Origin of the sequence: Neorhizobium tunisiense (genome assembly GCF_039631515.1) — a bacterium.
Classification (GTDB): domain Bacteria; phylum Pseudomonadota; class Alphaproteobacteria; order Rhizobiales; family Rhizobiaceae; genus Neorhizobium.
In genome coordinates, this window is record NZ_JBDIUU010000003.1 from 188,218 (window position 1) to 214,602 (window position 26,385).

At 62.4% G+C, this 26,385-nt stretch carries 24 protein-coding genes, 1 tRNA gene and 1 riboswitch; of the genes, 15 read left to right on the forward strand and 10 right to left on the reverse strand.

Translation table 11 applies throughout. The annotated features are described in order from the left end of the window. Positions 1-24: 24 nt before the first annotated feature. Complete coding sequence (locus ABCW43_RS14995) at positions 25-1,845, reverse strand: ABC-F family ATP-binding cassette domain-containing protein (RefSeq protein ID WP_345925783.1); 1,821 nt, start codon at positions 1,843-1,845, stop codon at positions 25-27. Between the two features lie 2 nt (positions 1,846-1,847). After that, positions 1,848-2,507, reverse strand: coding sequence for a thiamine diphosphokinase (locus ABCW43_RS15000; protein ID WP_345926233.1), 660 nt, complete (start codon positions 2,505-2,507; stop codon positions 1,848-1,850). Between the two features lie 94 nt (positions 2,508-2,601). Between ABCW43_RS15000 and ABCW43_RS15005 the strand changes: the two genes are divergently transcribed. From ABCW43_RS15005 to ABCW43_RS15020, 4 genes are all read left to right on the forward strand, one after another. Continuing rightward, positions 2,602-3,441: an AAA family ATPase gene (locus tag ABCW43_RS15005; protein WP_345925785.1), complete on the forward strand. Its 840-nt coding sequence runs from the start codon at positions 2,602-2,604 to the stop codon at positions 3,439-3,441. A gap of 53 nt (positions 3,442-3,494) precedes the next feature. After that, positions 3,495-3,572, forward strand: a riboswitch (SAM riboswitch). Between the two features lie 60 nt (positions 3,573-3,632). Continuing rightward, positions 3,633-4,553 (forward strand): homoserine O-acetyltransferase MetA, encoded by a 921-nt coding sequence (gene metA, locus ABCW43_RS15010; protein WP_345925787.1) that lies wholly within the window; start codon positions 3,633-3,635, stop codon positions 4,551-4,553. Between the two features lie 11 nt (positions 4,554-4,564). Next, positions 4,565-5,746 carry a vWA domain-containing protein gene (locus tag ABCW43_RS15015; protein ID WP_345925789.1) on the forward strand — a complete coding sequence of 394 codons (1,182 nt, stop codon included), beginning with the start codon at positions 4,565-4,567 and terminating at the stop codon, positions 5,744-5,746. Positions 5,747-5,842: 96 nt separating this feature from the next. Then, a complete protein-coding gene (locus ABCW43_RS15020) occupies positions 5,843-6,865 on the forward strand; it encodes an aldose epimerase family protein (RefSeq protein WP_345925792.1) in 1,023 nt (340 codons plus the stop codon). 196 nt (positions 6,866-7,061) lie between these two features. Here ABCW43_RS15020 and ABCW43_RS15025 read toward each other — a convergent pair whose 3' ends face one another. The 5 genes from ABCW43_RS15025 to ABCW43_RS15045 all read right to left on the reverse strand — a co-directional run bounded on the left by ABCW43_RS15025 (position 7,062) and on the right by ABCW43_RS15045 (position 12,640). Continuing rightward, positions 7,062-8,867, reverse strand: coding sequence for a PAS domain S-box protein (locus tag ABCW43_RS15025; protein WP_345925793.1), 1,806 nt, complete (start codon positions 8,865-8,867; stop codon positions 7,062-7,064). A 222-nt stretch (positions 8,868-9,089) separates the two neighbouring features. Further along, positions 9,090-9,164 (reverse strand) — tRNA-Gly (locus ABCW43_RS15030). A 193-nt stretch (positions 9,165-9,357) separates the two neighbouring features. Beyond that, positions 9,358-10,011, reverse strand: coding sequence for an Isoquinoline 1-oxidoreductase subunit (locus tag ABCW43_RS15035; RefSeq protein ID WP_345925795.1), 654 nt, complete (start codon positions 10,009-10,011; stop codon positions 9,358-9,360). A 13-nt stretch (positions 10,012-10,024) separates the two neighbouring features. Further along, a complete protein-coding gene (locus tag ABCW43_RS15040) occupies positions 10,025-12,178 on the reverse strand; it encodes a xanthine dehydrogenase family protein molybdopterin-binding subunit (RefSeq protein WP_345925797.1) in 2,154 nt (717 codons plus the stop codon). Between the two features lie 3 nt (positions 12,179-12,181). Next, the gene (locus tag ABCW43_RS15045) at positions 12,182-12,640 is read right to left on the reverse strand and encodes a (2Fe-2S)-binding protein (RefSeq protein WP_345925799.1); all 459 of its coding nucleotides are present in this window, start codon (positions 12,638-12,640) and stop codon (positions 12,182-12,184) included. A gap of 317 nt (positions 12,641-12,957) precedes the next feature. Here ABCW43_RS15045 and ABCW43_RS15050 point away from each other — a divergent pair, with 317 nt between their 5' ends. From ABCW43_RS15050 to ABCW43_RS15065, 4 genes are all read left to right on the forward strand, one after another. After that, positions 12,958-13,467: a prolyl-tRNA synthetase associated domain-containing protein gene (locus ABCW43_RS15050; RefSeq protein ID WP_345925801.1), complete on the forward strand. Its 510-nt coding sequence runs from the start codon at positions 12,958-12,960 to the stop codon at positions 13,465-13,467. Positions 13,468-13,525: 58 nt separating this feature from the next. After that, positions 13,526-14,500, forward strand: coding sequence for a thioredoxin (gene trxA, locus ABCW43_RS15055; protein ID WP_345925803.1), 975 nt, complete (start codon positions 13,526-13,528; stop codon positions 14,498-14,500). 132 nt (positions 14,501-14,632) lie between these two features. Beyond that, a complete protein-coding gene (locus ABCW43_RS15060) occupies positions 14,633-15,310 on the forward strand; it encodes an LON peptidase substrate-binding domain-containing protein (RefSeq protein WP_345925805.1) in 678 nt (225 codons plus the stop codon). An 11-nt stretch (positions 15,311-15,321) separates the two neighbouring features. After that, on the forward strand, positions 15,322-15,510 hold the full coding sequence (locus tag ABCW43_RS15065; RefSeq protein ID WP_038546737.1) for a Trm112 family protein: 189 nt from the start codon (positions 15,322-15,324) through the stop codon (positions 15,508-15,510). An 88-nt stretch (positions 15,511-15,598) separates the two neighbouring features. Here ABCW43_RS15065 and ABCW43_RS15070 read toward each other — a convergent pair whose 3' ends face one another. Continuing rightward, on the reverse strand, positions 15,599-16,813 hold the full coding sequence (locus ABCW43_RS15070) for a ubiquinone biosynthesis hydroxylase (RefSeq protein ID WP_345925808.1): 1,215 nt from the start codon (positions 16,811-16,813) through the stop codon (positions 15,599-15,601). Positions 16,814-16,900: 87 nt separating this feature from the next. On the opposite strand from ABCW43_RS15070, the gene tesB reads away from it, so the two are divergent. The 6 genes from tesB to ABCW43_RS15100 all read left to right on the forward strand — a co-directional run bounded on the left by tesB (position 16,901) and on the right by ABCW43_RS15100 (position 24,389). Beyond that, positions 16,901-17,785, forward strand: a complete 885-nt coding sequence (tesB, locus tag ABCW43_RS15075; RefSeq protein WP_345925810.1) for an acyl-CoA thioesterase II — start codon at positions 16,901-16,903, stop codon at positions 17,783-17,785. A 224-nt stretch (positions 17,786-18,009) separates the two neighbouring features. Next, entirely contained in the window at positions 18,010-18,348 is a 339-nt protein-coding gene (locus tag ABCW43_RS15080) for a P-II family nitrogen regulator (RefSeq protein ID WP_007773854.1), read from the forward strand. A gap of 29 nt (positions 18,349-18,377) precedes the next feature. Next, the gene (locus ABCW43_RS15085) at positions 18,378-19,808 is read left to right on the forward strand and encodes an ammonium transporter (protein WP_345925816.1); all 1,431 of its coding nucleotides are present in this window, start codon (positions 18,378-18,380) and stop codon (positions 19,806-19,808) included. A gap of 236 nt (positions 19,809-20,044) precedes the next feature. Then, the gene (locus tag ABCW43_RS15090; RefSeq protein ID WP_345925818.1) at positions 20,045-22,744 is read left to right on the forward strand and encodes an FtsK/SpoIIIE family DNA translocase; all 2,700 of its coding nucleotides are present in this window, start codon (positions 20,045-20,047) and stop codon (positions 22,742-22,744) included. Positions 22,745-22,818: 74 nt separating this feature from the next. Next, positions 22,819-23,475 (forward strand): outer membrane lipoprotein carrier protein LolA, encoded by a 657-nt coding sequence (locus ABCW43_RS15095; protein ID WP_046640170.1) that lies wholly within the window; start codon positions 22,819-22,821, stop codon positions 23,473-23,475. A 110-nt stretch (positions 23,476-23,585) separates the two neighbouring features. Beyond that, a complete protein-coding gene (locus ABCW43_RS15100) occupies positions 23,586-24,389 on the forward strand; it encodes an exodeoxyribonuclease III (RefSeq protein WP_345925821.1) in 804 nt (267 codons plus the stop codon). Between the two features lie 151 nt (positions 24,390-24,540). On the opposite strand, the gene ABCW43_RS15105 is transcribed toward ABCW43_RS15100, so the two are convergent. Next, the gene (locus tag ABCW43_RS15105) at positions 24,541-24,996 is read right to left on the reverse strand and encodes a cyclic nucleotide-binding domain-containing protein (protein ID WP_345925823.1); all 456 of its coding nucleotides are present in this window, start codon (positions 24,994-24,996) and stop codon (positions 24,541-24,543) included. 9 nt (positions 24,997-25,005) lie between these two features. Continuing rightward, positions 25,006-25,689, reverse strand: a complete 684-nt coding sequence (locus ABCW43_RS15110; protein WP_007754919.1) for a response regulator transcription factor — start codon at positions 25,687-25,689, stop codon at positions 25,006-25,008. 141 nt (positions 25,690-25,830) lie between these two features. Between ABCW43_RS15110 and ABCW43_RS15115 the strand changes: the two genes are divergently transcribed. After that, on the forward strand, positions 25,831-26,382 hold the full coding sequence (locus ABCW43_RS15115) for a L,D-transpeptidase family protein (protein WP_345925826.1): 552 nt from the start codon (positions 25,831-25,833) through the stop codon (positions 26,380-26,382). Positions 26,383-26,385: the final 3 nt, after the last annotated feature.

The window sequence follows — 26,385 nt, forward strand, 5'->3', positions numbered from 1 at the left end:
CTGTTAAGCTTAACAAATCGAAAATCAGCCTTCGATTTCCTCACGCAGCATTTCGAGCTCCAGCCATTCTTCCTCCATTTTGCTGATGCTCTGACGCAGCTTTTCCATCTCCGCGGCCAGCTTGTTGAAGGCGGCGGGATCCTTGGTGAAGAGGTTGGGATCGGCCATTTTCTTCTCGCGGACGGCGATCTCGGCCTGGGCTTTCGCCATTTCCTTCGGCAGGTTTTCGAGCGCGAATTTCTGCTTGAAGGAGAGCTTGCCCTTGCTGCGGGGGGCTTCAGCGGTGGGAGCCGCGGCATCGGTTTTTGCCTTGTCCGCCTTTTCCGCGCGACGCCTTTCTTCCTGCGCACCTTTGCGCTGTGCCAGCATATCGGTGTAGCCGCCCGCATATTCGATCCAGCGGCCATCCGGTGCATCGGGATTGGCGGGGGCGATGGTCGAGGTCACGGTGCGGTCGAGGAAGTCTCGGTCGTGGCTGACGAGGATGACGGTGCCGGTGTAACCGGCGACGATTTCCTGCAGCAGGTCCAGCGTCTCGATGTCGAGGTCGTTGGTCGGTTCGTCCAATATCAGGAGGTTCGAGGGTCTTGCCATGATGCGGGCGAGCATCAGCCGGGCGCGCTCGCCGCCGGACAGGTTCTTGATCGGTGTCCTGATCTGCTCCGGCTGGAACAGGAAATCCTTCATGTAGCCTGCGACATGCCGCTGTTCGCCGTTGACCAGCAGCGTTTCGCCGCGTCCGTCCGTCAGATAATGGGACAGCGTGTCCTCGGGGTCCAGGTCCTCGCGCTTCTGGTCGAGCGTGGCGATCTCCAGGTTTGTGCCGAGCTTGACGGTGCCGGTGTCGGGCGCCAGCTGGCCGGTCAGCATTTTCAGAAGCGTCGTCTTGCCGGCGCCGTTCGGTCCGACGAGACCGATGCAGTCGCCGCGATGCACGCGGATCGAGAAAGGCGCGACGATCGGCCGGTCGTAGCTCTTGGTGATGTTTTCGGCCTCGATGACCAGCTTGCCGGATTCGCGGCCTTCACTGACGGTCGCCTGGACCGTACCCTGCGGCCCCTTGTGGCCGCGGTAATTGCCGCGCATCGTCTGCAACTCGCCGAGGCGGCGCATGTTGCGCTTGCGGCGTGCGGTGACGCCGTAACGCAGCCAGTGTTCCTCGCGCTCGATCGCCTTGCCGAGCTTGTGCTGCTCCAGCTCTTCGGCTTCCAGGACCTCATCGCGCCAGGCTTCGAATTCGCCGAAACCGCGGTTGAGGCGCCGCGACGTACCGCGATCGAGCCAGACGGTGGCGTTCGAGACCTTTTCGAGAAAACGCCGGTCATGCGAGATTACCACGAGCGCGCTTCTCGTCTTGCGCAGCTCGTCTTCCAGCCATTCGATGGTCGGCAAGTCCAGATGGTTGGTCGGCTCGTCGAGCATCAGGATGTCGGGTTCGGGCGCCATGACGCGGGCAAGCGCTGCGCGTCGGGATTCGCCGCCGGAGAGCGTGTTCGGGTGTTCCTGGCCGGTGAGGCCCAGATGTTCGAGCAGATAGGTGACGCGATAGGGATCATCGCCCGGGCCGAGGCCCGCTTCGGCATAGGCCTGCACTGTCGAATAATCGGCGAAATCCGGCGCCTGTTCGAGATAGCGGATGGTCGAGGAGGGATGGCGGAACACCTCGCCCGACTGGGGCTCGACCATGCCGGCCGCGATCTTCATCAGCGTCGATTTGCCGGAACCGTTGCGGCCGACGAGGCAGATCCGGTCGCCCGGCTCCACCTGCATGCCGGCGCCGGCAAGCAGCGGCGCGCCGCCGAAGCTCAGGAAAATATCGTCAAGTTTCAGAATTGGGGGCGCCAAAGTCAGGCTCCTGTAAAGTCGTAGGGGCGGGCAAGGATCATGGCCCTGCCGCTCTTTAGATGGAATTCCACAGGGCCTTCCGCAACGTTGGAGACGGTGCGCGAGGAGCCGAAGGGAAGCGAGAAGTTGTCGAGCGGATATCGTGCGCCGATGATATCGAGCCCTTCGAGGGCTGAAAAACCGACGACGGAAAAGAGCGAACCCCTGGGCAGGTCGAGCGTCTTGCCATTGCCGGGGAGGAGAGGGGTTGCCTCCTCGTCGCCGGCGGCGAGCATGACGTCAAGGCCGCCTTCCGCCAGGCTCATGGCATGAAAAAAGTGCTGGAGCGCATGGTCGCTGCGCTCGCCGCCCATGGCGCCGGCGAAGATCAGTCGCGTGGCTCCGCGCCGGATTGCCTCAGCCGTGGCGATCTCGCCGTCCGTCTCGTTCTTGGCCGGCGGAAAGGCCTGCCGTTCGACGCCCGGGAACTGCGCGATCAGCGCGGCATCAGAGGAATCGAAATCGCCGACCCAGAGTTCCGGCGTGACGCCCAGCGCCAACGCATGCCGCATGCCGCTGTCGGCCGCGATGAAGCGGCTGCCGGCAACCGCGTCCCGCAGGCGGTCGGTGACGGTCAGATTGCCGCCGAGCAGAATGGTGAAGGTCGAATGGCTCATGCGCATTGCCCATAGCGCAAAGCCGGCACAAAGGGAAAGCTGTTGCACCGCCACGGGTGAGCTTTTAGTTTGCGGCGCGTTCACCGATCAGGATCACGAGATGCAGTTTCAGGGTACAGCGGACTATATTGCCGACAAGGATCTGATGGTGGCGGTCAACGCTGCGATCCGGCTCGAACGTCCGTTGCTGGTGAAAGGCGAGCCCGGCACCGGCAAGACCGAACTGGCGCGGCAGGTGGCCGCCGCCCTCGGCCTCGACCTGATCGAGTGGAACATCAAGTCCACCACGAAGGCGCAGCAGGGGCTTTACGAATACGACGCCGTCTCGCGGCTGCGCGACAGCCAGCTCGGCGACGAGCGCGTCCACGATGTCGCGAACTACATCCGTCGCGGCAAGCTGTGGCAGGCCTTTGCCTCCGACAGGAAGCTCGTCCTGCTGATCGACGAGATCGACAAGGCCGATATCGAATTCCCGAACGACCTGCTGCAGGAACTCGACCGCATGGAATTCCATGTCTACGAGACCGGCGAAATGGTGCGCGCCAAGGTCTGGCCGATCGTCATCATCACCTCCAATAACGAGAAGGAACTGCCGGACGCCTTCCTGCGCCGCTGTTTCTTCCACTATATCCGCTTCCCGGATGTCGATACGCTCGCCCGCATCGTCGAGGTTCATTATCCCGGCATCAAGCAGACGCTGGTGCGCAATGCGCTCACCCAATTCTACGAAATCCGCGAGATGCCGGGACTGAAGAAGAAGCCCTCGACCTCCGAAGCGCTCGACTGGATCCGGCTTCTGGTCTCCGACGACGTCGACCCTTCGGACCTGCGCGGTGACGTCAAGAACGCGCTGCCGAAGCTGCATGGCGCTCTCCTCAAGAACGAGCAGGACGTGCATCTGTTCGAGCGGATGGCCTTCATGGCGCGGCGGGAGCGGTAAGCGGTAAATTATGCTCCCATTGACGCCGGGCATGGCAAGGCGTATTTGAGCTTTTCAGAATTCGTGGTGATTTGGCCGGCCGGCTTGCAGCCACGTTAAAAAAGTCGCTAAAGGGCCGCGAGAAGATGTCTTCCCACGGACCGGTTGCGATTTTTATCGTTGCCGGTTTTTATTTTTGTTGGGTTTGAGACATGCCGATCAAGATTCCCGATACGCTGCCCGCATTCAGCACGCTCGTTTCCGAAGGCGTGCGGGTGATGACCGAAACCATGGCGGTGCGGCAGGACATTCGTCCGTTGCAGATCGGGCTCTTGAACCTCATGCCAAACAAGATCAAGACCGAGCTGCAGATGGCCCGCCTGGTCGGCGCCTCACCGCTGCAGGTCGAGTTCTCGCTGATCCGCATCGGCGGCCACAGGGCGAAGAACACGTCGGAAGACCATCTCCTTTCCTTCTACGAGACCTGGGAAGAGGTGAAGCACCGCAAGTTCGACGGCTTCATCATCACCGGCGCCCCGATCGAGACGCTTGCCTTCGAGGACGTCACCTATTGGGACGAGATGAGGCAAATCCTCGACTGGACCGCGACCAACGTGCATTCGACCATGAATGTCTGCTGGGGCGCGATGGCGGCCATCTATCATTTCCATGGCGTGCCGAAATACGAGCTCAAGGAAAAGGCGTTCGGCGTCTATCGCCACCGCAATCTCGTGCCGTCCTCGATCTATCTCAACGGCTTTTCGGACGATTTTCAGGTGCCGGTGTCGCGCTGGACGGAAGTCCGCCGCGCCGACATCGAGAAGAACCCAAACCTCGAAATCCTGATGGAATCCGAGGAAATGGGCATCTGCCTGGTGCACGAGAAGGCCGGCAAGCGGCTCTACATGTTCAACCATGTGGAATACGACTCCACCTCGCTGGCGGACGAATATTTCCGCGACGTTAATGCCGGCGTACCGATCAAGATGCCGCACAACTACTTCCCGCATAACGACGATACGCTGACGCCCTTGAACCGGTGGCGCAGCCATGCCCATCTTCTGTTCGGCAACTGGATCAACGAGATCTACCAGACGACCCCTTATGATCTGGAGAAGATCGGCACCGAATAGGTTTCGACGCGATGTTCATCCCTTTCTTCCTTCACCTGAAAGAAGCCAAAATCCCGGTGACGCTGCGGGAATTCCTGGACCTTCTTGGAGGCATGGAAGAGGGGATCGCGGATTTCGATGTCGAAGCCTTCTATTTCCTCGCCCGCACCGCGCTGGTGAAGGACGAGCGGCATATCGACAGGTTCGACCGGGTCTTTTCCTCCTATTTCCGCGGACTGGAGATGGTCTCCGGCGAGCCGGGCCTGGATATCGCCAACATCCCGGAGGAATGGCTGCGCAAGCTCGTCGAGAAGCATCTGACCGACGAGGAGAAAAAACTCGTCGAGTCGCTCGGTGGTTTCGAAAAACTGATGGAGACGCTGCGAAAGCGGCTGGAGGAACAGAAGGGTCGGCATCAGGGCGGCTCGAAATGGATCGGAACCGGCGGCACGTCGCCCTTCGGGGCTTATGGTTACAATCCGGAAGGGGTGCGGATCGGCCAGGACCAGTCCCGCCATCGCCGGGCGGTGAAGGTCTGGGATAGACGCGAATTCGCCGATTTCGACGATAAGGTCGAGCTCGGTACCCGCAACATCAAGCTGGCGCTGAAGCGTCTGCGCCGCTGGGTGCGGGAAGGGGCGGCCGAGGAGTTCGATCTTACCGGCACGATCCGATCCACTGCCGAACACGGTTATCTCGACGTGCAGACCCGGCCGGAACGGCGCAATGCGGTCAAGCTCCTGATGCTCTTCGATGTCGGCGGCTCGATGGACGATCATATCCGTGTCGTCGAAGAATTGTTTTCGGCGGCGCGGGCCGAGTTCAGGCATATGGAACATTTCTACTTCCACAATTGCCTCTATGAAGGCGTGTGGAAGGAGAACCGCCGCCGCTCGGACAGGATGCCGACGCTCGACCTGATCCGCAGCTACGGCGCCGACTATAAGGTGATCTTCGTCGGCGATGCCTCGATGAGCCCCTATGAGATCACCCATACGGGCGGTTCGGTGGAGCACTGGAACCAGGAACCGGGCGAGGCCTGGATCAGGCGCGTCACCGATCACTTCCATCGCTGCGTCTGGCTCAATCCGGTGCCGGACGATCATTGGAGCCATACGACCTCGATCGGGGTGATGCGGCGGCTGATGACCGAACGGATGTTTCCGCTGACGCTCGGCGGGCTGGAACAGGCAACTCGGATGCTCACTCGCTGACTTTGCTTTTCCCGGAACTTTATCGGTCTCCGGCGTTGCGGCCTGCCGTCAAATCGCGCAGTTTGCCGCAAAGCATATTGGCGGAGGAACAGTCCCATGGCGGATCAGAATTTCGAAGTTTTCGGCACCACGGAAAAGGGTGAAACCGTCTATCGCGTCCAGATCTCCGGGGGCGGGCTGACGGCGAGTGTCATCACCTGGGGCGCTGTCATCCAGGACCTCAGGCTCGAAGGCCACGAGCCCCCGCTCGTGCTCGGCTTGGAACGGTTTGAGGACTACCTGAACCACTCCCCCTATTTCGGCGCGACGCCCGGCCGTTCGTCCAATCGTATCGGTGGCGGCCGCTTCGTGCTGGATGGGAAGCAATATCAGCTGGAACTGAACGAGCGGGGCGTCACCCATCTCCATGGCGGCTCGGACGGCATCGGCCGCAGCAACTGGACGATCGTCGAACATGCTGCCGACAGGGTGGTACTGCGGATCACCGATCCCGACGGTCGTGCCGGCTATCCGGGAAACTGCACGGTCACGGCGACTTACCAACTCAAAAGTGACGGCGTTCTCTCCGTCGTCTACCAATCCACCACGGATCAGCCGACGCTCGCCAATATCTGTCAGCATACCTATTTCAATCTCGACGGCCGCGAGGATGCGCTCGACCATGACATCATGATCGCCGCAGACCATGTACTCGTCTTCGACGACAAGCAGGTGCCGACGGGCGAATTGATGGCGGTTGCGGGCACACCTTTCGATTTGCGCGAGATGGGGCCGATGAAGCGGTTCGACGGCGACGTCCAGGTCCTGTTCGATCACAATTTCTGCCTGTCGCCGGAGCGGACAGCCAAGCGTTCCGTGGCTCTGGCGCGCAGCATCCATTCCGGCGTGTCGATGGAGGTTCGTACCACCGAACCGGGCGTGCAGCTTTATGCCGCCTTCAAGCTGCCGCAGATCCCAGCGCCGGGCCTCGATGGCCGCCACTATGGTCCGTTCGCCGGGTTCTGCCTGGAAACACAGGTCTGGCCGGATGCCATCAACCATGCCGGTTTTCCGAATGCCGTGCTGCGCCCGGGCGAGGTGTTGCTGCAGGAAACGGATTATGTCTTCTCGAAGCAATAATCGCGCCGGGCCTTCTGGGGCCGGGCTCGTCAAGGGCCTGGCCAAATAACTCTCGAACACCAGCGCCAGTCGGCGAGGCGGGCGCGCACTCTCGGAGCTACGCTTCCGGTGGCTATCGCTCGCGGGCAGCCTGATCGGGCTTTTTCGAATTGACGACGCCGCCGGCCGGAAGCCGGCGGCTTTTGCCGTTTTAAGGCTATGTCGGCTGGATCATGCGGCGCAGTTCACCGTCCAGCAACGTCATGTTTACAGGTTTCCGGATGATCGTCCGGTTTCTGAAACTGTGGTGATCATCGAGCTGCTCATATCCAGTGCAGAACAGGAAGGGCACACCATGGGTCTGGAGCCATTCCGCAAATGGGTAGACGGGCTTTCCCCCGAGATTGACATCGAGGACGGCGAAGTCGGGAAGTTGCGAGCCGTCGACCAAGCGCATGGCTTCATCGGTGGTCGCCGCCGGTCCGACAACTTCCCAGCCGCGCGATTCAAGTTCGCTGCAGAGCTCCATGGCGATAAGGGTCTCATCCTCGACGACAAGAATCCGTCCCGCCGAGCCGGCCTCCGACGACCTGGCTGCGACCTCTTGGCCGGAGACCGAGCCGCCCAAGATATCGGGACGGTAGACGGATCGGGGTAGCACCGCGACAAGGCACATGCCGGTTGCAGGCCAGCTGATGTCGAGTTTGCCCGCCAATTGACGGGTGACGACCTCGGCCACCAGGGTTGAGCCGAAACCTTTGGATTCCGGCTTCTGCACCGCCGGCCCGCCGGCTTCGGTCCAGCGGAGTTCCAGTTCCAGGGACGGCAGGATACGCCAGGAGACATCGACCCTTCCTTCTGCGACCGACAATGCCCCGTATTTGACCGCGTTGGTGGCAAGCTCATGGATGAGGAGGCTGACCGGCTGCACGGTATTGGGCGTGAGGGTGACGGCGGGGCCGCCGATCATGAGCTGATTGACGCTCTGATAGGCCCGGGTTTCCTCGGTGAGGACCGCGGTGAGGTCTCCGCCCTGCCACCGGTTCTGGGCGAGCAGCGAATGGGCGCGGCTCAGCGCCGAAACGCGACCCCGAACTGCGACGATGAAAGCCTCCTTGGTTTCGGCACGGGTCAGGGAGACCAGGGCTTGCACCACCGCCAGGGCGTTCTTGGCCCGGTGGTCGACCTCGCGGGCCAGCAACTGGCGGGAATCCTCGTTGGCCTTGCGTTCGGTAATGTCGCGCAGAATGACAGTTGCGAGCTTTCCATCGCCGATCTGTACCTGCGAGATCGACGCCTCTACAGGGAATTCCTCGCCATTGGCCCGCAGGCCGCTGATCGCCCCCAAGGCGCCCATCCGGCGGTTGGTAACGCCGGTCTCCTTGAAGAGGCGGATATGCTCGGCGTGCCCATGCCGGAACCGCTCGGGAATGAACCGCTCGATCGGCGAGCCGATCGCATCTTGGCCCGCGACGCCGAACATGCGCTCGGCGGCCGGGTTGAACAGCACGATCCGCTGACCTTCGTCGACGGTGATCAGCGCGTCCATCGCCGATTCGACGATCCCCTCCATGCGCATGCGGCTTTCCAGCAGAGCATCCTCGGCGGCCTTGCGCTCGGTGATGTCGCGCAGGATGACGGTGGCCAGGCGTTCGCCGCCGATTTCGACCTGCGAGATCGACGCCTCGATCGGAAACTCCTTGCCGTCGGCGCGTAAGCCGCTGATTGCACCGAGCGATCCCATCTGACGGGTGGTCACGCCGGTTTTGGTGAAACGATGAATATGCGCCGCGTGGGTGGGACGATAGCGTTCCGGCATGAAACGGGAGATGTGCTGGCCAAGCGCCTCGTTGGCCGATAGGCCGAACATGCGCTCGGCGGCCGGATTGAACAGGATCACCCGTTGCTCGTCATCAATGGTGATGATCCCGTCCATCGCCGAGGCGACGATGCCCTCGAGCCTTTGCATGGTTTCAACAGCGGTTTTCTGACTCAGCTTCTGGTGGTGTGGGCGAGATTCCATGACGGCTTATCTCCAGTTCAACCCGAATCACAGCGCAATGTCGCCTGACAGGTTGTAACCAATATGGCATCTCGCTCATTTGGTGAATATGCGGAAGTCGTTAAATTCATGGGGAAAGGCAGTGGAACGGAGGCACGCCTCACATCAGCATCGACGCCGCGTGCGTCCTGGCCCGGTCATGTTCGTAAAATCTTGAAGAGCCCAGAACGGACAAGGGAGATTTGGAGCGGGCGAAGGGATTCGAACCCTCGACCCCAACCTTGGCAAGGTTGTGCTCTACCACTGAGCTACACCCGCTCATCAATCCACCGGTCCGTGGTAGTAAAGCTTGACCGGGGCGTCGTGGCTCGTTGCCGGCGACGGGCGCTATATGGCCCAGTCCTTTTTCAAATGCAACAGGGAAATGACGATTGGCGCGAAGAAAAATTGGGAGCCCGCCAAACGCCTTGTAAACCGCCGGTTCCGACCGGAACCGGCGGCTGCTTCGTTGTCAGGAAGCGGGGCAGGCGGCTCCGGACTTCACCCAGGCGCTGATCAGTTCGCCGAATTCGGCCTGCGTGCCCGGCACCGGTTCACGTCCGGCACCCGGGTTCCAGCCCCAGCCGACCAGTTCGTCATGCGCCATGTGCTCGACGATCTCATCCATGCTCTTGCCGCCGTTGCGGGCCGGGTCCTTGATCTGCTGGCAGATCTGGCCGAGCGATTTGCCGACCCAGGCCATTTCGACCGGCGCGAGATGCCAGGCGGGATTGCCGGGAATGCTCTTGACCGTATCGGCCTGGCCGACAACGGGCGTGTTTTCCGCGCTGTGGCAGGTGGTGCACTGCATGCCGGGCAGACCCATGCCGCCGTCGCCGCGGACGACCGGCGGCTGGTGCGGGCGCATGTTGGCGCCCTGCAGCGGCCGGTCCGTCGCCGGGTGACAGTTGACGCAGCGCGGGTGCTGGATGACCTTGCCGGCCTCCTGGAAGAGCGCGACGGAGCGTTCCCGCTCGTTGGCGATCGACTGGAAGGAGGCGGCGGGCTTCAGTGTCTTGGTGTTTGCCTGGGCATCCTGGGCGACGGAGGCCGGCGACAGCAGCGTGCCGGCGCCTACGAATAGACAGAGGGCGGCAACGCCGGTGATAGCGATTTTCCAATTCATCGGGTTCTGATCCTCAGGCCGAAACGATGTTGACGATGGGCAGCTGCCGGACCGGCGCTCCGGTCAGGCGCCGCCAGGCATTGGCAACCGCCGGGCCGACAGGCGGCACGCCGGGTTCGCCGACGCCGCTCGGCTTTTCGCTCGACTTGATGATCTCCACCGCCACGTCCGGCATCTCGTTGATGCGGATCGACCGGTAGTCGTGGAAGTTCGACTGCACGATCTTGCCGCCCTTGGCCAACGTCACCGCGTCGAAGAGGACCGCGCCAAGGCCGTAGCCGATGCCGCCTTCCATCTGCGCTTCGATGACGTTCGGATTGACGGCGACGCCGCAATCGACCGCACACCAGACCTTATGGACGCGCGGAGCGCCTTCCGGCCCGACCGAGACCTCGACGATCTGGCCGACGAAGGTGCCGAAGCTTTCGACCACCGCAACGCCGCGGGCGCGGCCTTCCGGTACCGGCCCGCCCCAGTTCGCCATTTCCGCGGCCTTCTTCAGCACGCCCGCGTGCCGCGGCTTTTTGTCAAGCAGCGCAAGGCGTCCCTCGACCGGATCCTTGCCGATCTTCTGGAACAGCTCGTCGACGAAGGTCTCGACAGCAAAGCCGGTATGGGTATGGCCGACGGACCGCCACCAGAGCGGCGGGATTGAGAGCTGGACGTTATGGGCGCTGACCTTCAGGTTCGGGATCGTGTAGGGCAGGTTCGAGGCGCCTTCGACGGAGGTCTCGTCGAGGTCCGCCTTGCCCATGATCGACTGGCCGACGATCACCTGTTCCCATGCGGTGATCTGCCCCTGCGCATTGATGGCGCCGCGCATCTTGTGGGCATACATCGGGCGATAGTAACCGCCGCGAATGTCGTCCTCGCGGGTCCACATATGTTTGAGGGGACGGGTCCGGTCGGTCGCGGCGTAGACGGCTGCCGCTTCCTGTATGTAGGGCGAGCCGAACTGCGCCTTGCGGCCGAAGCTGCCGCCAGCGAGCTGGGTGTTCACCCGTACCTTCGCTTCGTCGAGCCCGAGGATCTTGGCGGCGACCGACTGGTCCATGCCCGGGAACTGCGCGCCGTTGTAGATATCGACCGATCCGTCATCTGCCTTGATGAAGACGGCGTCGAGCGGCTCCATCGGCGCATGCGCCAGGAAGGGGAAGACGATCTCGGCTTCCACCGTCTGCAGGCCGGGCGCCTTGAAGGCGTCGTCGACATTGCCGTTGTTGGTCGCCTCCAGCCCCTTTTCGCCGAAGAGCTTCCGGTAGTCGGCGGAAAGCTCTTCCGAGGAGCGGGTCTCGGCCTTGGAGAGGTCCCATTCGATACTCAGCGCATCGCGGCCCTTGAGCGCCGCAAAGGTGTTGTCCGCGTAAACGGCGATGCCCGACGGCACCTGCTTCACGTCGACCACGCCCTGCACCTTGCGGGCTTCAGCGTCGTCGAAGCTCTTCACCGTGGCACCGAAATGTTCCGGATGGGCGACGACCGCGATCAGCAGGTTGTCCGGCGTGATGTCGAGCGTGAAGATCGCCGTGCCGTTTATCTTGCCGTGTGTGTCGAGCTTCGGCAGTTCCGTGCCGATCAGCACGAAATCCTTGGGATCCTTGAGTTTCGGCTCGGCAGGCGGCGTCTGGCGGGCGGCCTTTTCGGCGAATGCGCCAAAACCGCTCTCCTTGCCGGAAGCGGCGTGTTTGATGCGGCCTTTCTGGACGGTGATCTCGGAGGCCGGCACCTTCCAGTCTTCGGCGGCAGCTGCGACCAGCATGGCGCGCGCGGTGGCGCCGGCCTTGCGCATCTGCTCGTAAGAATTGGCGATTGAGCTCGAACCGCCGGTTCCCTGCAGGCCGAACATCAGGTTGGCATAGACCTTGTTGTCGGTTGGCGAATGGACGGCGCGCATCTGGCTCCAGTCGGCATCGAGTTCTTCCGCCACCAGCGTGGCAAGGCCGGTGAACGGTCCCTGGCCGAATTCGATGTGCTTGGCGAGCACGGTCACCGTGTCGTCAGTGCCGATCTTGACGAAGGCGTTCATCGGGGCGAGCGCCGCATCGCCGCCGGCATGCACGCCGGTCGGCGCTGCGGGGAGCATTCTGGGCGCAATCGCGACGCCGATGACAAGGCCGGAGCCGGCGAGGAAGCCGCGGCGGGTGGTGTTGATATCCTGGATTGTCATGGCTCAACCCTCCATCGAGCTGGCGGCATTGTGGATCGCCGCACGGATGCGATGGTAGGTGGCGCATCGACAGATATTGCCGGCCATCGCGCCGTCGATATCGGCATCTGTCGGCTTCGGTACCATCTGCAGCAGGGCGACTGCCGACATGATCTGCCCGGACTGACAGTAACCGCATTGCGGTACGTCGAGGCCGGTCCAGGCGGTCTTGACCGCATCGGCTTCCGTGCCGGAAACGCCCTCGATAGTGACGACCTCCGAGCCTTCGATCGTGGCGATCGGGGTCACGCAGGAACGTCGCGGCATGCCGTCGAGATGAACCGTGCAGGCGCCGCACTGGGCGACGCCGCAGCCGTATTTGGTGCCGGTGAGTTTTTCGAAGTCGCGAATGACCCAGAGAAGCGGGGTGTCGGGATCGCCGTCGAACGTTCTTTCCTGTCCGTTGAGCGTGAAGGTGACCATAGGGGGACCTTTCAGTTGAGAAGCCGGGCGCTGCGCCGGCACTGCAGATTGAGCGGCTGTTATCGGCCGGGGCCGGTATCAAGGGCGCGGAACATCGCGCGGAATAAACTTGAGTTAACTGGAGTAGTTATTATTTATCAATTGGCTACGGACCGCCGACCGAATAGCCGGATGCCAGTTCTCCACATCTGATAAATGGTCGACCATCATACCAGTTCAAGCGCTTCACGAGATCGTGTGCGCCTCGCTTGGCCAAGCGGAACATTGTGGTTATGGTTATAGTCCGACCGCCCGCCAACAGAGCCAATTCCATCCGCATGACCGAGACACAGCCGAAAACCGCCGAGGATCTTTTCCGTTTCCTCGACAGCCTGAATATTCCGCATTCGACGAGGACGCATCCGCCGGTTTTCACCGTGGCGGAATCCGAAAGCCTGCGCGACGAGATCCCCGGTGGCCACACCAAGAACCTGTTCGTGAAGGACAAGAAGGATCAGTATTTCGTCCTGACGGTCGAGGAGAACGCGACCGTTGATCTGAAGACCGTGCACAAGGTGATCGGCGCTTCGAGCCGCGTCTCTTTCGGACGAGCGGAAATGCTGCTGGATTATCTCGGCGTCGTTCCCGGCTCGGTGACGGTATTTGGTGCCTTCAACGATACCGGGCGCAATGTTACCTTCGTGCTCGACGAAGACCTGATGAAGCACGACATCATCAACGGCCACCCACTGTCGAACGACGCCACGACGTCCGTCGCCAGCAGCGATCTCATCCGCTTTCTGGAAGCGACCGGCCACGCGCCGCTTGTCTTGAAAGTGACAGACTGACATACGATCTTTGCAGCCTAGATGGCAAAGATGCGAAAGCGTTCCCGGGAGAACATTCATGAGCGGCAGCAATAACCCCTATGGCGGTTCCTACGGTGGGCAGATGACCGCTTCGGCGAGTTTTGGCGCGGCACCCGCCGCATCGGCTCCTGCGGGGGGTTACGTATCGGATACGAGCACGGCCGGTTTCACCAAGGACGTCCTCGAAGAATCGCGCCGCCAGCCGGTTCTCGTCGATTTCTGGGCGCCCTGGTGCGGCCCCTGCAAGCAGTTGACGCCGGTGCTCGAAAAGGTCGTCAACGAAGGCCAGGGCCGGGTGAAGCTCGTCAAGATGAATATCGACGATCATCCGTCGATTCCGGGCCAGCTCGGCATACAGTCGATCCCGGCGGTCATCGCCTTCGTCGACGGCCGCCCGGTTGACGGTTTCATGGGCGCGGTGCCGGAAAGCCAGGTTCGCCAGTTCATCGACAAGCTCGCCGGACCTCCCGGCGCCGACCATGCTGCCGAGATCGAAGCGGCTCTTGCCGAGGCGGAAACCCTGCTTGCCGGTGGTGAAATCCAGGAAGCCGCACAGCTTTACGGCGCCGTCCTTCAGGCCGATCCGGAAAATGCCAAGGCTGCCGCCGGCATGATGCAGTGCCTGATCGCCATGGGCGAGACGGCGCGCGCCAGCCAGATGCTCGCCTCCCTCCCGGAAGAGCTTGCCAAGGATCCGGCGATCCAGGCGGTCGCCAAGAAGCTCGAACACATCGAGGAGGCCCGCAAGCTCGGCGATCCGGTGGCTCTGGAACGCCAGCTCGGCGCCAATCCGGACGATCATGACGCCCGCCTGAAGCTTGCCAAGATCCTCAACGTTGAGGGCGAGCGCGACAAGGCCGCCGAGCACCTTTTGACGATCATGCGCAAGGACCGCACCTTCGACGACGACGGCGCCCGCCGCCAGCTCCTGGCATTCTTCGAGGTCTGGGGACCGAAGGATCCGGCGACGATCGCCGCCCGGCGCCGCCTGTCCTCCATCCTGTTTTCGTGAGCCCGGCACTGTTTTTGTAAGCCAAGGCCAATCCTTGAGGATTGGCCTTGCGTTCTCCGGTAGGCGCCCCACATTATTCGAAGCGACGAATCTTTGGCCTGAGCCAGTGGTCGTCTGGGAGGTATCGGACCCATGCATGTGGGAAATGCGAGATATCTAAAGCGGGAGGATTTGCCGGAGACGGTTCCCGTCTTTCCTCTCACCGGTGCACTGCTTCTGCCGGGCGGACAGCTGCCGCTCAACATCTTCGAACCGCGTTATCTCGCCATGTTCGATGCAGCGCTCGCAGGTAACCGGCTGATCGGTATCGTGCAGCCGTCGCTGCTGGAATCCGGCGAGACCGCCGAGGGCCCGCGGGCTCCGCTCTCGACGGTCGGCTGCATCGGTCGCGTCACATCATTTGCCGAAACCGGCGATGGCCGCTACATCACCTCGATCAGCGGCATCTGCCGTTTCCGGCTCATCGAAGAGGTGGGGCACGGCCATCCCTATCGCACCTTCAAGATCGCGCCGATGATGACCGACCTCTCCACCGAGGACGACGAGAGCACGGTCGACCGCGCCGAACTGCTGCGCGTCTTCCGCGCTTATCTCGATGCCAACAAGCTCGAGGCGGATTGGGAAAGCGTCGAGCGCGCCGGCAACCGCACGCTGGTCAACTCCCTGTCGATGATGTCGCCCTTCGGACCGGCCGAGAAACAGGCGCTTCTCGAAGCGCCGGACTTGCGCACACGCGCCGAAACGCTGATCGCCATCACGGAAATCCTGCTGGCGCGGGATTTCGGCGATTCCGACACCATCCTCCAGTAAGGCCCAAGTGCATGGACGAGAAACTCAGCAAGGTCGATCCGAAACTGCTCGACCTGCTCGTCTGCCCGCTCTCCAAGAGCCGGCTGTCCTTCAACCGGGAAACCAACGAGCTCATCTCCCAGAAGGCCCAGCTCGCTTACCCGATCCGTGACGGCATCCCGATCATGCTGATCTCCGAGGCCCGCAAGATCGAGGACTGAGGTTTGCCTCCTCATCCGCCTGCCGGCACCTTCGCCCCGCGTGCGGGGAGAAGGTCGCGGCAGCGGGATGAGGGGCTCTGGGCCGTGGCTAGATTGTTTGGCCCGCCAGCAGCTTTGGGCCGTCTTCGCCGCTCTTGCCGGCCGCCTGGTCGATGAAGAAGCTTTTCAGCTTCGGCAGCCGTTCGACGATGCCCAGCCCGAAATCGCGGGCGATGCGGATCGGGGTGATGTCGTTGGAGAACAGCCGGTTCAGCACGTCGGTCGTGACCCCCATGCGGAACGTGTCGAAACGTCGCCAGGACTGATAACGCTCCAGCACGTTGAGCGCACCGATATCGAGGCCGAGGCGGTCGGCCTCGACCACCGTCTCGGCGAGGGCTGCGACATCCTTGAAGCCGAGATTGAGGCCCTGGCCGGAGATCGGGTGGATACCGTGCGCCGCATCGCCGGCAAGGGCGACGCGCGGGGCGACGAAGGCGCGGGCGAGCGTCAGGCCAAGCGGGAACGCGCGTTTGTCGCCGACCACCGTCAGTTCGCCGAGCTTGTGGCCGAAACGGCGCTGCAACTCTTCCTCGAACACCAGATCGTCCGCGGCGACCAGCCGGTTGGCCTCTGCCGTCCGTTCGGTCCAGACCAGCGAGGAACGGTTGTTGGTGAGCGGCAGGATGGCAAACGGGCCGGACGGCAGGAAGTGTTCTTCCGCCACACCTTCATGCGGCCGCTCGTGGGCAACCGTCGCGACGATGCCCGACTGGCCGTAATCCCAGGTGACGGTCTTGATGCCGGCCATGTCGCGCAGTTTGGAGCGCACGCCGTCGCAGGCGACCAGAAGGCGGGTCTCGACCGTCGAGCCGTCGGAAAGCGACACCGTGCAGCGGGTGCTGCCGGACTGGAAGCCGGTGGCGGAAAGCCCGTGGCGGATGGTGATCCCGAGCCGTTCGGCAGCACCGCGCAGGGCTCTCACCATGGCGACATTCGGCACCATGTGGGCAAACGGCCTGCCTTCCTCGACTTCGCCATCGAAGGTGAGGAAAACCGGTCGCACCGGATCGGACGTCCGGCTGTCGGTAACGATCATCCGGTTGATCGGCTGGGCATCGACGGCAATCTCGTCCCAGATGCCGAAGACGTCCAGCATGCGGGTCGCCGCGGCGATGATGGCGGAGGCCCGCTCGTCCTTTTCCCAGGTGCCGGCAGGAGCCGCCTCGATCACGTCGACCTGCAGATGCGCCGCCGCCTGCTTGACCGCGACAGCGGCGGCGAGACCCACATAACCGCCTCCTACAACCAGCATGTCCAGCATTTGCCTAAACTCCCGTAAGCCTTGAGAATATCATGTGGTGGATATAGATCATCTGGCAGCCGCTTCCTATCGCCGGAGTTCGTCATAATGTCGCGCCAGACCGAATCCCCCTCCGCCATGGAACAGCTCATCGCGACGCTCGACCTCGAAAAGCTCGAGGAGAACATCTATCGCGGCACCAGCCCGGATGTCGGCTGGCAGCGGGTTTTCGGCGGACAGGTGATCGCCCAGGCTCTCATGGCCGCCCAGCGCACCGTCGAGGCCGATCGTTTCGTGCATTCGCTGCATGCCTATTTCATGCGCCCCGGGGATCCTTCGGTGCCGATCCTCTATCAGGTGGAGCGCATCCGCGACGGGTCAAGCTTTACCACCCGCCGGGCGGTGGCGGTGCAGCACGGCAAGGCGATCTTTGCCATGTCCGCCTCGTTCCAGGTCGAAGAGGGCGGCTACCACCACCAGATCGACATGCCTTCTGTCACCCAGCCGGAAGACCTGATGGGCGAAAAGGAGTTCAAGGAACTATTCCTTAAAAAGGCACCGGAGAACGTGCGTCGTTACTGGAGCCGGGAACGGCCGATCGAAGTGCGCCCGACCTCGCTCGTGCACTATCTCACCAGGGACAAGCTCGACCCGCGGCAGGACATCTGGGTCCGGACCATCGGCGAGGTGCCCTTCGACCGCCACTATCAGGCAGCCGTACTTGCCTATCTCTCCGACATGACGCTGCTCGATGCGTCGCTCTATCCGCACGGGACCTCGATCTTCGATCCGACGCTTCAGGCGGCGAGCCTCGACCACGCGATGTGGTTTCACAGGCCGGTCACATTCGACGACTGGCTCCTCTACACACAGGACAGCCCGAGCGCCTCCGGTGCCCGCGGAATGACCCGCGGCAGCATTTACACCCGTTCTGGCACACTGATCGCCTCGGTCGCCCAGGAAGGACTGATTCGGAAAAAGGCAAATGATTAATAGTTGTGCAATTTTCCAATTTTGCACAAGTTTTGGACGTCTTCGCGCCATCCAAATGCCCGTTTTTTGAGGGCCACTTCACAAGCCTTTACATTTCAATAACTTATAGGCTGCATTGAAACTGGCACGCCCCTTGAATGTATCTCGTCAGTCGCTGTCATGACCTTGACGTCGATGAGGAGAGTCGGCCTTGGCCGAGGACAAACAAAGGATGGGAAAGCCAGATGAAAATCGTGATGGCCATTATCAAGCCGTTCAAGCTGGATGAGGTGCGCGAAGCCCTCACGGCTGTCGGTATCCAGGGCCTGACCGTGACCGAAGTCAAAGGTTACGGGCGCCAAAAGGGGCATACCGAAATCTATCGCGGTACCGAGTATGCCGTAAGTTTTCTGCCAAAACTGAAGATCGAAATCGCAGTCCCCTCCGACCTCGTCGAAAAGGCCGTGGATGCGATCGCTTCGGCCGCCAAGACCGGCCAGATCGGCGATGGCAAGATCTTCGTCTATTCGATCGAGCAGGCCGTGCGCATCCGTACCGGCGAAACCAACACAGAAGCGCTTTAAAGCACGGCTGACAGGGGAGTTTTTAAGCTATGCAATTTAACAAGATTTCCACTCTGGGACGTCTGGGGGCTGCCGCTGCGGCGCTTCTCGCGCCCGCCGTCGCTTTTGCGCAGACGGCTGCCGCACCGGCGGCTGAAGCTGCAGCAGCAGCTCCGGCGATGACGATGGACAAGGGTGACAACACCTGGATGCTCGTTTCGACCATTCTCGTGCTGCTGATGACCATTCCGGGTCTCGCACTTTTCTACGGCGGCCTCGTCCGCGCCAAGAACATGCTGTCCGTGCTGATGCAGGTCTTCATGATCACCGCTGTCGTGATGATCATCTGGGTCACCTACGGCTATTCGCTCGCCTTCACCAACGGCGGTTCGCTGAACAGCTTCGTCGGCGGCTTCTCCAAGATGTTCCTGGCCGGCGTTACCACCTCGTCGCTGGCCGAAACCTTCACCAAGGGCGTCGCCATCCCGGAACTGACCTTCGTCTGCTTCCAGATGACCTTTGCCTGCATCACGCCGGCCCTGATCGTCGGCGCCTTTGCCGAGCGCATCAAGTTCTCGGCCGTCATGCTGTTCGTCATCCTGTGGGTCACGTTCGTCTATTTCCCGATGGCGCACATGGTCTGGTTCTGGGGCGGCCCGAGCGCCTATGCGGATCCGTCCGGCCTGATCTTCTCCTATGGAGCGATCGATTTCGCCGGCGGCACCGTCGTGCACATCAACGCCGGTATTGCGGGCCTTGTCGGCGCGATCATGCTTGGCAAGCGCACCGGCTACAAGAAGGACATCATGGCGCCGCATTCCATGACCCTTACCATGGTCGGCGCTTCGCTCCTCTGGGTCGGCTGGTTCGGCTTTAACGCCGGCTCCAACCTCGAAGCCAACTCCTACGCATCGCTTGCCATGATCAACACCTTCGTCGCAACGGCTGCTGCCGCCGTGTCGTGGTGCCTGGTCGAAACCTTCTCCCGTGGCAAGGCCTCCATGCTGGGTGCCGCCTCGGGTGCGGTTGCCGGTCTCGTTGCCGTCACCCCGGCTGCCGGCTTTGCCGGCCCGATGGGCTCGATCGTTCTCGGCCTCATCGTTTCGCCGGTCTGCTACTTCTTCGTCGACGTGGTGAAGAACAAGTTCAACTACGACGACTCGCTCGACGTCTTCGGCGTCCATTGCGTCGGCGGTATCCTCGGGGCCATCGGCACCGGTATCCTCGTCAACCCGGCACTCGGCGGCGCAGGCATCGTCGACTACTCGACAGCCGACTTCGCAGCGTCCTATTCGGGCACTGCGACGCAGGTCTGGGCTCAGCTCAAGGGCGTCCTGACGACCCTCCTGTGGTCGGGCATCGGTTCGGCGATCCTCTACAAGGTCGTCGACCTGATCGTCGGCCTGCGCGTCACCGTCGAAGCCGAACGCGAAGGTCTTGACCTCGCGACCCACGGCGAAGCCGCCTACCACTCGTCTTGATCACGGGTGGCGGCGGACAACCGCCGCCGCGGCACATTGCCGTAACTTCGGCGTAGCAGCATTGGCCCGGGTTTCGACCCGGGCTTTTTTATTCATGTTTTCAGCCTTCGCCGGGCCTGTCGTGGTTAAAGCGACATTAACCACCACCGCGCTATTCTCCGCTGGAATTGCGTGAATCAGCTGCCAGGCTGCCGATTCGCGCTTGTAGTTGCGTTCAAGGACGGCGGGCAGAAACGATGGGCAGAAGCAGTTCAGCGGCTATGGCAAACCGGTCCACCCGCCTGGTGCTCACCGCCTTTGTGTGGCGGCAGGCGGTGGCGCTTGTGGGTTTCGGCGTCTTCCTCGCATTGGCGCTGGCGGTTGCGGCACTGGCGACCTGGAACGTCGCCGACCCGAGCTTCTCTTACGCGACCGACAATGCGCCGACCAATATTCTCGGCTTTCCGGGTGCGGCCTTCGCCGACCTGATGATGCAGTTCCTAGGGCTTGCAAGCCTCGTCGCCCTGCTGCCGGTGCTTGCCTTCGCCCTGGCTTTGATCGCCGGGCGCAAATACGACCGCATTCCCGCGCGCCTTGCGGCCTGGGGTGGCGGCACGCTGCTCGCCTCGGCGACATTGGGCTGCTTTCCCGCGCCGCCCACCTGGCCGATCCCGAACGGCACGGGCGGTGTCATCGGCGACATGATCCTGCGCTTCCCGGCGCTGTTCGTCGGCGCCTATCCGACGGGTACCGTGGCGATGGTGCTCGGCTGCCTCTTCATCATCCCCTGCGCCTGGCTGATGCTGTTTGCCTCCGGCCTCGTCGGCGAAGCCTTCGCGGAAGATGCGGAGGACGACGACCAGCCGGTTGCGGCAGCAAAAACCCGTTCCAAGCGCGAGGAGATCGAGGAAGAGGACGACGAGGGCGGGTTCGCCGGTTTCCTGGCGTTCGGCGCTATCGCTCATTACTGGTATATCGCCCAGGCGAGATTGCGCCGCCTTGCCGGCATCAAGCCGCGCAGCCGTATGGACTTCGACCAGCCCTACGATTTCAACGAGGACGAGTTCGGGACGCTGAACGAGCCGGTTCGCGCGAGATCGGCCCCCGTGGCCCCCGGCCGTCGCATGGAGCCCTCGCTCGATGGTCCTGCCGAGCGGGTCACCTCGCCGCGTCGCGTGGTGGCAGCTCCACCGATTTCCAGCCATGACGATGACGACGACTACGATCCAACGTTCGACCGGGACGACATGCCGCCCCGTCCGGCCGGCATCCTGGCCGATGACGACGAGGATGATGATGCGCCGTTCGTCGCCTCGCGCGCGCCGCAGACCGTCAACGGCGTCCGTGTCCAGCAGCGTGTCGCCCCGTCGGCGGCGCCTCCGAAGCCAAGTGCCCGTGTCGCCCGCGAAGCCCAGGGCTCTTTCATCGCGCCCGACGGCTTCCAGCTTCCCTCCGTGCATCTCCTCAACGAACCGAAGGCCGTCGCCCGCGACGCCTCGCTGTCCGCCGATGCGCTGGAGCAGAATGCTCGCCTTCTTGAGGGCGTGCTCGAGGATTTCGGCGTCAAGGGCGAGATCATCCATGTCCGCCCCGGTCCGGTCGTCACGCTTTACGAACTCGAACCGGCGCCGGGCATCAAGTCGTCGCGCGTCATCGGCCTTGCGGACGACATTGCCCGTTCGATGAGCGCGATCGCCGCCCGCGTCGCCGTCGTGCCCGGCCGCAACGCGATCGGCATCGAACTGCCGAACCGCACCCGCGAGACGGTCTATCTGCGCGAAATGATCGGCTCCAAGGATTTCGAGGGCAGCAAGGCGAAGCTCGCCATGGCGCTCGGCAAGACGATCGGCGGCGAGCCCGTCGTCGCGGACCTTGCCAAGATGCCGCACCTGCTCGTGGCCGGTACCACCGGCTCCGGTAAATCGGTTGCGATCAACACGATGATCCTGTCGCTTCTCTACCGCTATACGCCGGAGAAGTGCCGCCTGATCATGATCGATCCGAAAATGCTCGAACTCTCCGTCTACGACGGCATCCCGCACCTCCTGTCGCCCGTCGTCACCGATCCGAAAAAGGCGGTCGTCGCGCTCAAGTGGACCGTCCGCGAGATGGAAGAGCGCTACAAGAAGATGTCGAAGATCGGCGTGCGCAATATCGACGGGTTCAACAGCCGCGTCGAGCAGGCGCTCGAAAAGGGCGAGGTGCTGACCCGCACCGTGCAGACCGGCTTCGACCGCCATACCGGCGAGGCGATGTACGAGACCGAGGAATTCGATCTCCAGCCGATCCCCTATATCGTCGTGATCATCGACGAAATGGCCGACCTGATGATGGTCGCCGGCAAGGATATCGAAGGGGCCGTCCAGCGCTTGGCGCAGATGGCGCGTGCGGCCGGCATCCATGTGATCATGGCAACCCAGCGCCCGTCCGTCGACGTCATCACCGGCACGATCAAGGCCAACTTCCCGACCCGCATCTCCTTCCAGGTCACCTCGAAGATCGACAGCCGCACGATCCTCGGGGAACAGGGTGCCGAACAGCTGCTCGGCATGGGCGACATGCTCTACATGGCCGGGGGCGGCCGCATCCAGCGCGTCCACGGGCCTTTCGTTTCCGATACGGAAGTGGAAGACATCGTCGCCTACTTGAAAACTCAAGGCCAGCCCCAATATCTCGATGCGATCACGGCCGATGACGACGAGGATGGCGACGGTTCCGGCCCGGCCGGCATGTCCAATCTCGCGGAGTCGGACGACCCCTATGATCAGGCGGTGGCGATCGTGTTGCGGGACGGCAAGGCGTCGACGTCCTATGTCCAGCGCCGGCTCGGCATCGGCTATAACCGTGCCGCTTCGCTGATCGAGCGGATGGAGCAGGAGGGGTTGATCGGGCCGGCCAACCATGCCGGCAAACGCGAAATCCTGGTGCCGACCGAGGGCGACATTCTCGAACGGTAAGGCTTTCGTGATCGCCAGGGGTCGGCCATCAAGCCGCCGCCTTTGGTGCGGAGGAGTAACGAAAGGAGACCAGAATGAAGAACGAAAAGACCATCCTTTCAAACACTAGTGCTGGCGCGCTCGGCCGCCGGCAGTTTTCGCTCGGGCTTGCGGGCCTGGCGGCGGCCGCGTTTGCGCCGGATCTCGGCTTTGCCCAGAGCTCCAGCAGTGCGGCGGCCCAGAAGATCGCCGACCATTTTTCCTCGGTCAAAACCATGATGGGCGAATTCGTGCAGTTCGGCCCGCGCGGCGAGCAGACCGGCGGAAAATTCTTCATCGAGCGCCCCGGTAAGCTGCGTTTCAACTTCGAGGATCCGTCGCCGATCCGCGTCATCGCCGACGGCAACAACGTCGTCATCGGCAATATGAAGCTCAAGACCTGGGATATTTATCCGCTCTCCAAGACGCCGCTCAGCCTGCTGCTCGCGAGCCGCATCGACCTTGGCAACCAGATGGTCCGCGACGTCAAGCAGGAGTCCGACCTCACCACGATCGTGCTCGGCAACAAGACCGTCTTCGGCGATTCGACCATCACCATGATGTTCGATTCCAAGACCTACGACCTGCGCCAATGGACGATTACCGACGCCCAGAACAAGGATACGTCGGTGATGATCTACAACGTCCAGAACGGCGTCAATCTCGACGATAAGGTCTTCATCATCCCCTATGAGGACGTCCGCAAGGGTTGATCTCTGCTGGGCCTGAAATCAATGAAGGGCTGCGCTTGATTGCGCGGCCCTTTTCGCTTCTCAGCGACGCCAAAATTTCCTAAAGCTCGCGGCAGAGCCCGAGGGATATCATGACATTTTCGATCACGACCTGGAATATCAACTCCGTGCGGTTGCGCATGCCGATCGTCCAGCAGTTCCTCGTCCGCCACAAGCCGGACATCCTCTGCCTGCAGGAAATCAAGTGCCAGGAGCCGGAGTTTCCGCTGCAGCCGCTGAAGGACCTCGGTTACCAGCACATCATCATCCACGGCCAGAAGGGCTATCACGGCGTCGCCATCGCCTCGAAGGTGCCGCTCCTCGAAGACCATCGCCAGAACTACTGCGATGTCGGCGATGCCCGTCATATTTCGGCGCTCTTCGAGCGCGGCTCGCGGCGGATCCGCCTGCATAATTTCTACGTGCCGGCAGGCGGCGACGAGCCGGACCGGACGATCAACCCGAAATTCGGCCACAAGCTCGATTTCATCGAGGAGATGAAGGCGCTGAAGGCGGATGCCATGCCTGGCATTTCCTCGATCCTCGTCGGCGACCTCAACATCGCGCCGCTGGAGCATGACGTCTGGTCGCACAAACAGCTCCTGAAGATCGTCAGCCACACGCCCGTCGAGACCGAGGGCATGAAGGAAGTCATCGCCAAGGGCGGCTGGCTCGACCTGATGCGCCAGCACACGCCGGAGCCGGAAAAGATCTACACCTGGTGGAGCTACCGCGCCAAGGACTGGGAAGCGGCCAACAAGGGCCGCCGGCTCGACCATATCTGGTCCTCGCCCGATCTCGGGCCGTTCCTCGACCGCATCGACGTGCTCAAGGAAGCCCGCGGCTGGAACCAGCCTTCGGACCACGTGCCGGTGACGGCGGTGTTCAAGATTTAAGATCGGTGGGTCTTATCCGTCGCGATATGCTGCGGGACTGTGGCCCCCTCATCCGCCTGCCGGCACCTTCTCCCCGCTGGGGAGAAGAGTGGCCGAGCAAAGCGGAGGCCGGGTGAGGGGGCTCCGGGCTCGGTTAAATCAGCAAGAAGCCTCAGGCGAACCGGTCCTGCATCGCCGCCGCCGCCTTGGCGAGGCTGGCGATGTTGTCGCGGATGCGGCTTTCGATCACCCGGCCGACCTGCGGGTATTCCTCCAGCAGGCGGTGGAACAGCGAGCGGCTGATCTTCAGGGCTTCGGAGTCCTCGATCGCAATGGCGGTGAACTTGCGTTCCACCATGGTCACGAGCGCCAGTTCAGACAGTAGCGTGCCGGGACCGACCGTCGCTTCGACCTTCATCTCGCCGTTGCGGTCGGCCATCAGCAGCTCGAAACGGCCCCTTGCGACGATGAAGGCCGATTCGGCCGGGGACTTTTCCCGAAACAGCTGCTGACCGGTCGTCACCTGCCGACGCTCGGCACCGAAGGCGACGAGGCGCAGCTGGTCGTCGTTCATGTCCCGGAACAGCGGGACTTGCGAGAGCAGGCGGATATCTTCGGTGAGCGACATCAGGGGCCTTTACGGAACGATCTTGTAGCCGCCGTTTTCGGTGACCAGGATCTCGGCGCTCGACGGATCGCGCTCGATCTTCTGGCGAAGACGGTAGACATGGGTTTCCAGCGTATGCGTTGTGACGCCGGAATTATAGCCCCAGACTTCCTCCAGGAGGACATCGCGGGTCACCACCTTCTGGCCGGCGCGATAGAGGTAGCGGATGATCGCTGCTTCCTTTTCCGTCAGGCGGATCTTCTTGCCGTCTTCGGTGGTCAGCAGCTTCTGGCTCGGCTTGAAGAGATAGGGGCCGACGGTGAAGGTGGCGTCCTCGCTCTGCTCGTACTGGCGAAGCTGGGCGCGGATGCGGGCGAGCAGCACTGCGAACCGGAACGGCTTCGTCACGTAATCGTTGGCGCCGGCTTCGAGGCCGAGAATGGTGTCGGAATCGGTGTCGTGGCCGGTCAGCATGATGATCGGGGCCTTGAAGCCGTTCTTGCGTAGCAGTTTCACCGCCTCGCGGCCGTCCATGTCCGGCAGGCCGACGTCCATGATCAGCAGATCGATCTGGGCGTTCTTGGCGGTCTGCAACGCCTTGGCCGCATTTGCTTCCTGGAGAATTGCGAACTCTTCGTAAAACGACAACTGCTCGACGAGCGTTTCACGCAGATCGTCGTCGTCGTCCACCAGGAGTATCGTGCGCGCTGCCATGCGTTCTTGCCTTTCGTCTCGCCGTTGCGTCCTGACTGTCATTGCCAGCCAATCGAAGCGCATTTAGGGCTCCTCGATCTAAATCCCAACGTGCTATGAATTCAAACGAAATCATATTCAAAGCAAAACCTTGTGAGAGAAATGCAACGTTTTCGCGAGGGACATCACAAAAGAGGAGCTGTCGTCACCGTCCGCACCGCGCCGCGCGACCGGCGCCGCGCGATCGTCGCCTTCGGCGGCATCACAGTGCCGGCGGCACTCGGGCGGTCGGGCACGACGCCTTTCAAGCGGGAAGGGGACGGCGCTACGCCGATTGCGGCGATGCGATTGCTCCATGGCTACATGCGCGGAGAGCGGGTAAACCTACCTCCGACGGCGCTTTCGATCACGCGCATCCGAAAGCACTTGTTATGGTGTGATCAGCCGGAACACCCGTCGTACAATCGCCCGGTGAAGGCACCGTTCCGGCCAAGCCACGAAGAGATGATGCGGGCCGACGGGCTCTACGACATCTGCCTCGTGCTCGACTGGAATATTTCTTCGCGCGCCCGCAACCGCGGCTCGGCGATCTTCTTCCACCTCATCAAGCCCGGCTACCAGCCGACCGCCGGCTGCATCGCCGTCAGCCTTCCCGACATGAAACGGCTGATCCGTTTCATGCGCAAGGGGACGGTGGTCAAGGTGCTCGGCTAAGGC

Coding starts and splice junctions, on each gene's coding strand:
- ABCW43_RS15000 (WP_345926233.1), bottom strand. CDS start 2,507: ATGCGCATGAGCCATTCGACCTTCACCATTCTGCTCGGCGGCAATCTG.
- ABCW43_RS15005 (WP_345925785.1), top strand. CDS start 2,602: ATGCAGTTTCAGGGTACAGCGGACTATATTGCCGACAAGGATCTGATG.
- metA (WP_345925787.1), top strand. CDS start 3,633: ATGCCGATCAAGATTCCCGATACGCTGCCCGCATTCAGCACGCTCGTT.
- ABCW43_RS15015 (WP_345925789.1), top strand. CDS start 4,565: ATGTTCATCCCTTTCTTCCTTCACCTGAAAGAAGCCAAAATCCCGGTG.
- ABCW43_RS15020 (WP_345925792.1), top strand. CDS start 5,843: ATGGCGGATCAGAATTTCGAAGTTTTCGGCACCACGGAAAAGGGTGAA.
- ABCW43_RS15025 (WP_345925793.1), bottom strand. CDS start 8,867: ATGGAATCTCGCCCACACCACCAGAAGCTGAGTCAGAAAACCGCTGTT.
- ABCW43_RS15035 (WP_345925795.1), bottom strand. CDS start 10,011: ATGAATTGGAAAATCGCTATCACCGGCGTTGCCGCCCTCTGTCTATTC.
- ABCW43_RS15040 (WP_345925797.1), bottom strand. CDS start 12,178: ATGACAATCCAGGATATCAACACCACCCGCCGCGGCTTCCTCGCCGGC.
- ABCW43_RS15045 (WP_345925799.1), bottom strand. CDS start 12,640: ATGGTCACCTTCACGCTCAACGGACAGGAAAGAACGTTCGACGGCGAT.
- ABCW43_RS15050 (WP_345925801.1), top strand. CDS start 12,958: ATGACCGAGACACAGCCGAAAACCGCCGAGGATCTTTTCCGTTTCCTC.
- trxA (WP_345925803.1), top strand. CDS start 13,526: ATGAGCGGCAGCAATAACCCCTATGGCGGTTCCTACGGTGGGCAGATG.
- ABCW43_RS15060 (WP_345925805.1), top strand. CDS start 14,633: ATGCATGTGGGAAATGCGAGATATCTAAAGCGGGAGGATTTGCCGGAG.
- ABCW43_RS15065 (WP_038546737.1), top strand. CDS start 15,322: ATGGACGAGAAACTCAGCAAGGTCGATCCGAAACTGCTCGACCTGCTC.
- ABCW43_RS15070 (WP_345925808.1), bottom strand. CDS start 16,813: ATGCTGGACATGCTGGTTGTAGGAGGCGGTTATGTGGGTCTCGCCGCC.
- tesB (WP_345925810.1), top strand. CDS start 16,901: ATGTCGCGCCAGACCGAATCCCCCTCCGCCATGGAACAGCTCATCGCG.
- ABCW43_RS15080 (WP_007773854.1), top strand. CDS start 18,010: ATGAAAATCGTGATGGCCATTATCAAGCCGTTCAAGCTGGATGAGGTG.
- ABCW43_RS15085 (WP_345925816.1), top strand. CDS start 18,378: ATGCAATTTAACAAGATTTCCACTCTGGGACGTCTGGGGGCTGCCGCT.
- ABCW43_RS15090 (WP_345925818.1), top strand. CDS start 20,045: ATGGGCAGAAGCAGTTCAGCGGCTATGGCAAACCGGTCCACCCGCCTG.
- ABCW43_RS15095 (WP_046640170.1), top strand. CDS start 22,819: ATGAAGAACGAAAAGACCATCCTTTCAAACACTAGTGCTGGCGCGCTC.
- ABCW43_RS15100 (WP_345925821.1), top strand. CDS start 23,586: ATGACATTTTCGATCACGACCTGGAATATCAACTCCGTGCGGTTGCGC.
- ABCW43_RS15105 (WP_345925823.1), bottom strand. CDS start 24,996: ATGTCGCTCACCGAAGATATCCGCCTGCTCTCGCAAGTCCCGCTGTTC.
- ABCW43_RS15110 (WP_007754919.1), bottom strand. CDS start 25,689: ATGGCAGCGCGCACGATACTCCTGGTGGACGACGACGACGATCTGCGT.
- ABCW43_RS15115 (WP_345925826.1), top strand. CDS start 25,831: ATGCAACGTTTTCGCGAGGGACATCACAAAAGAGGAGCTGTCGTCACC.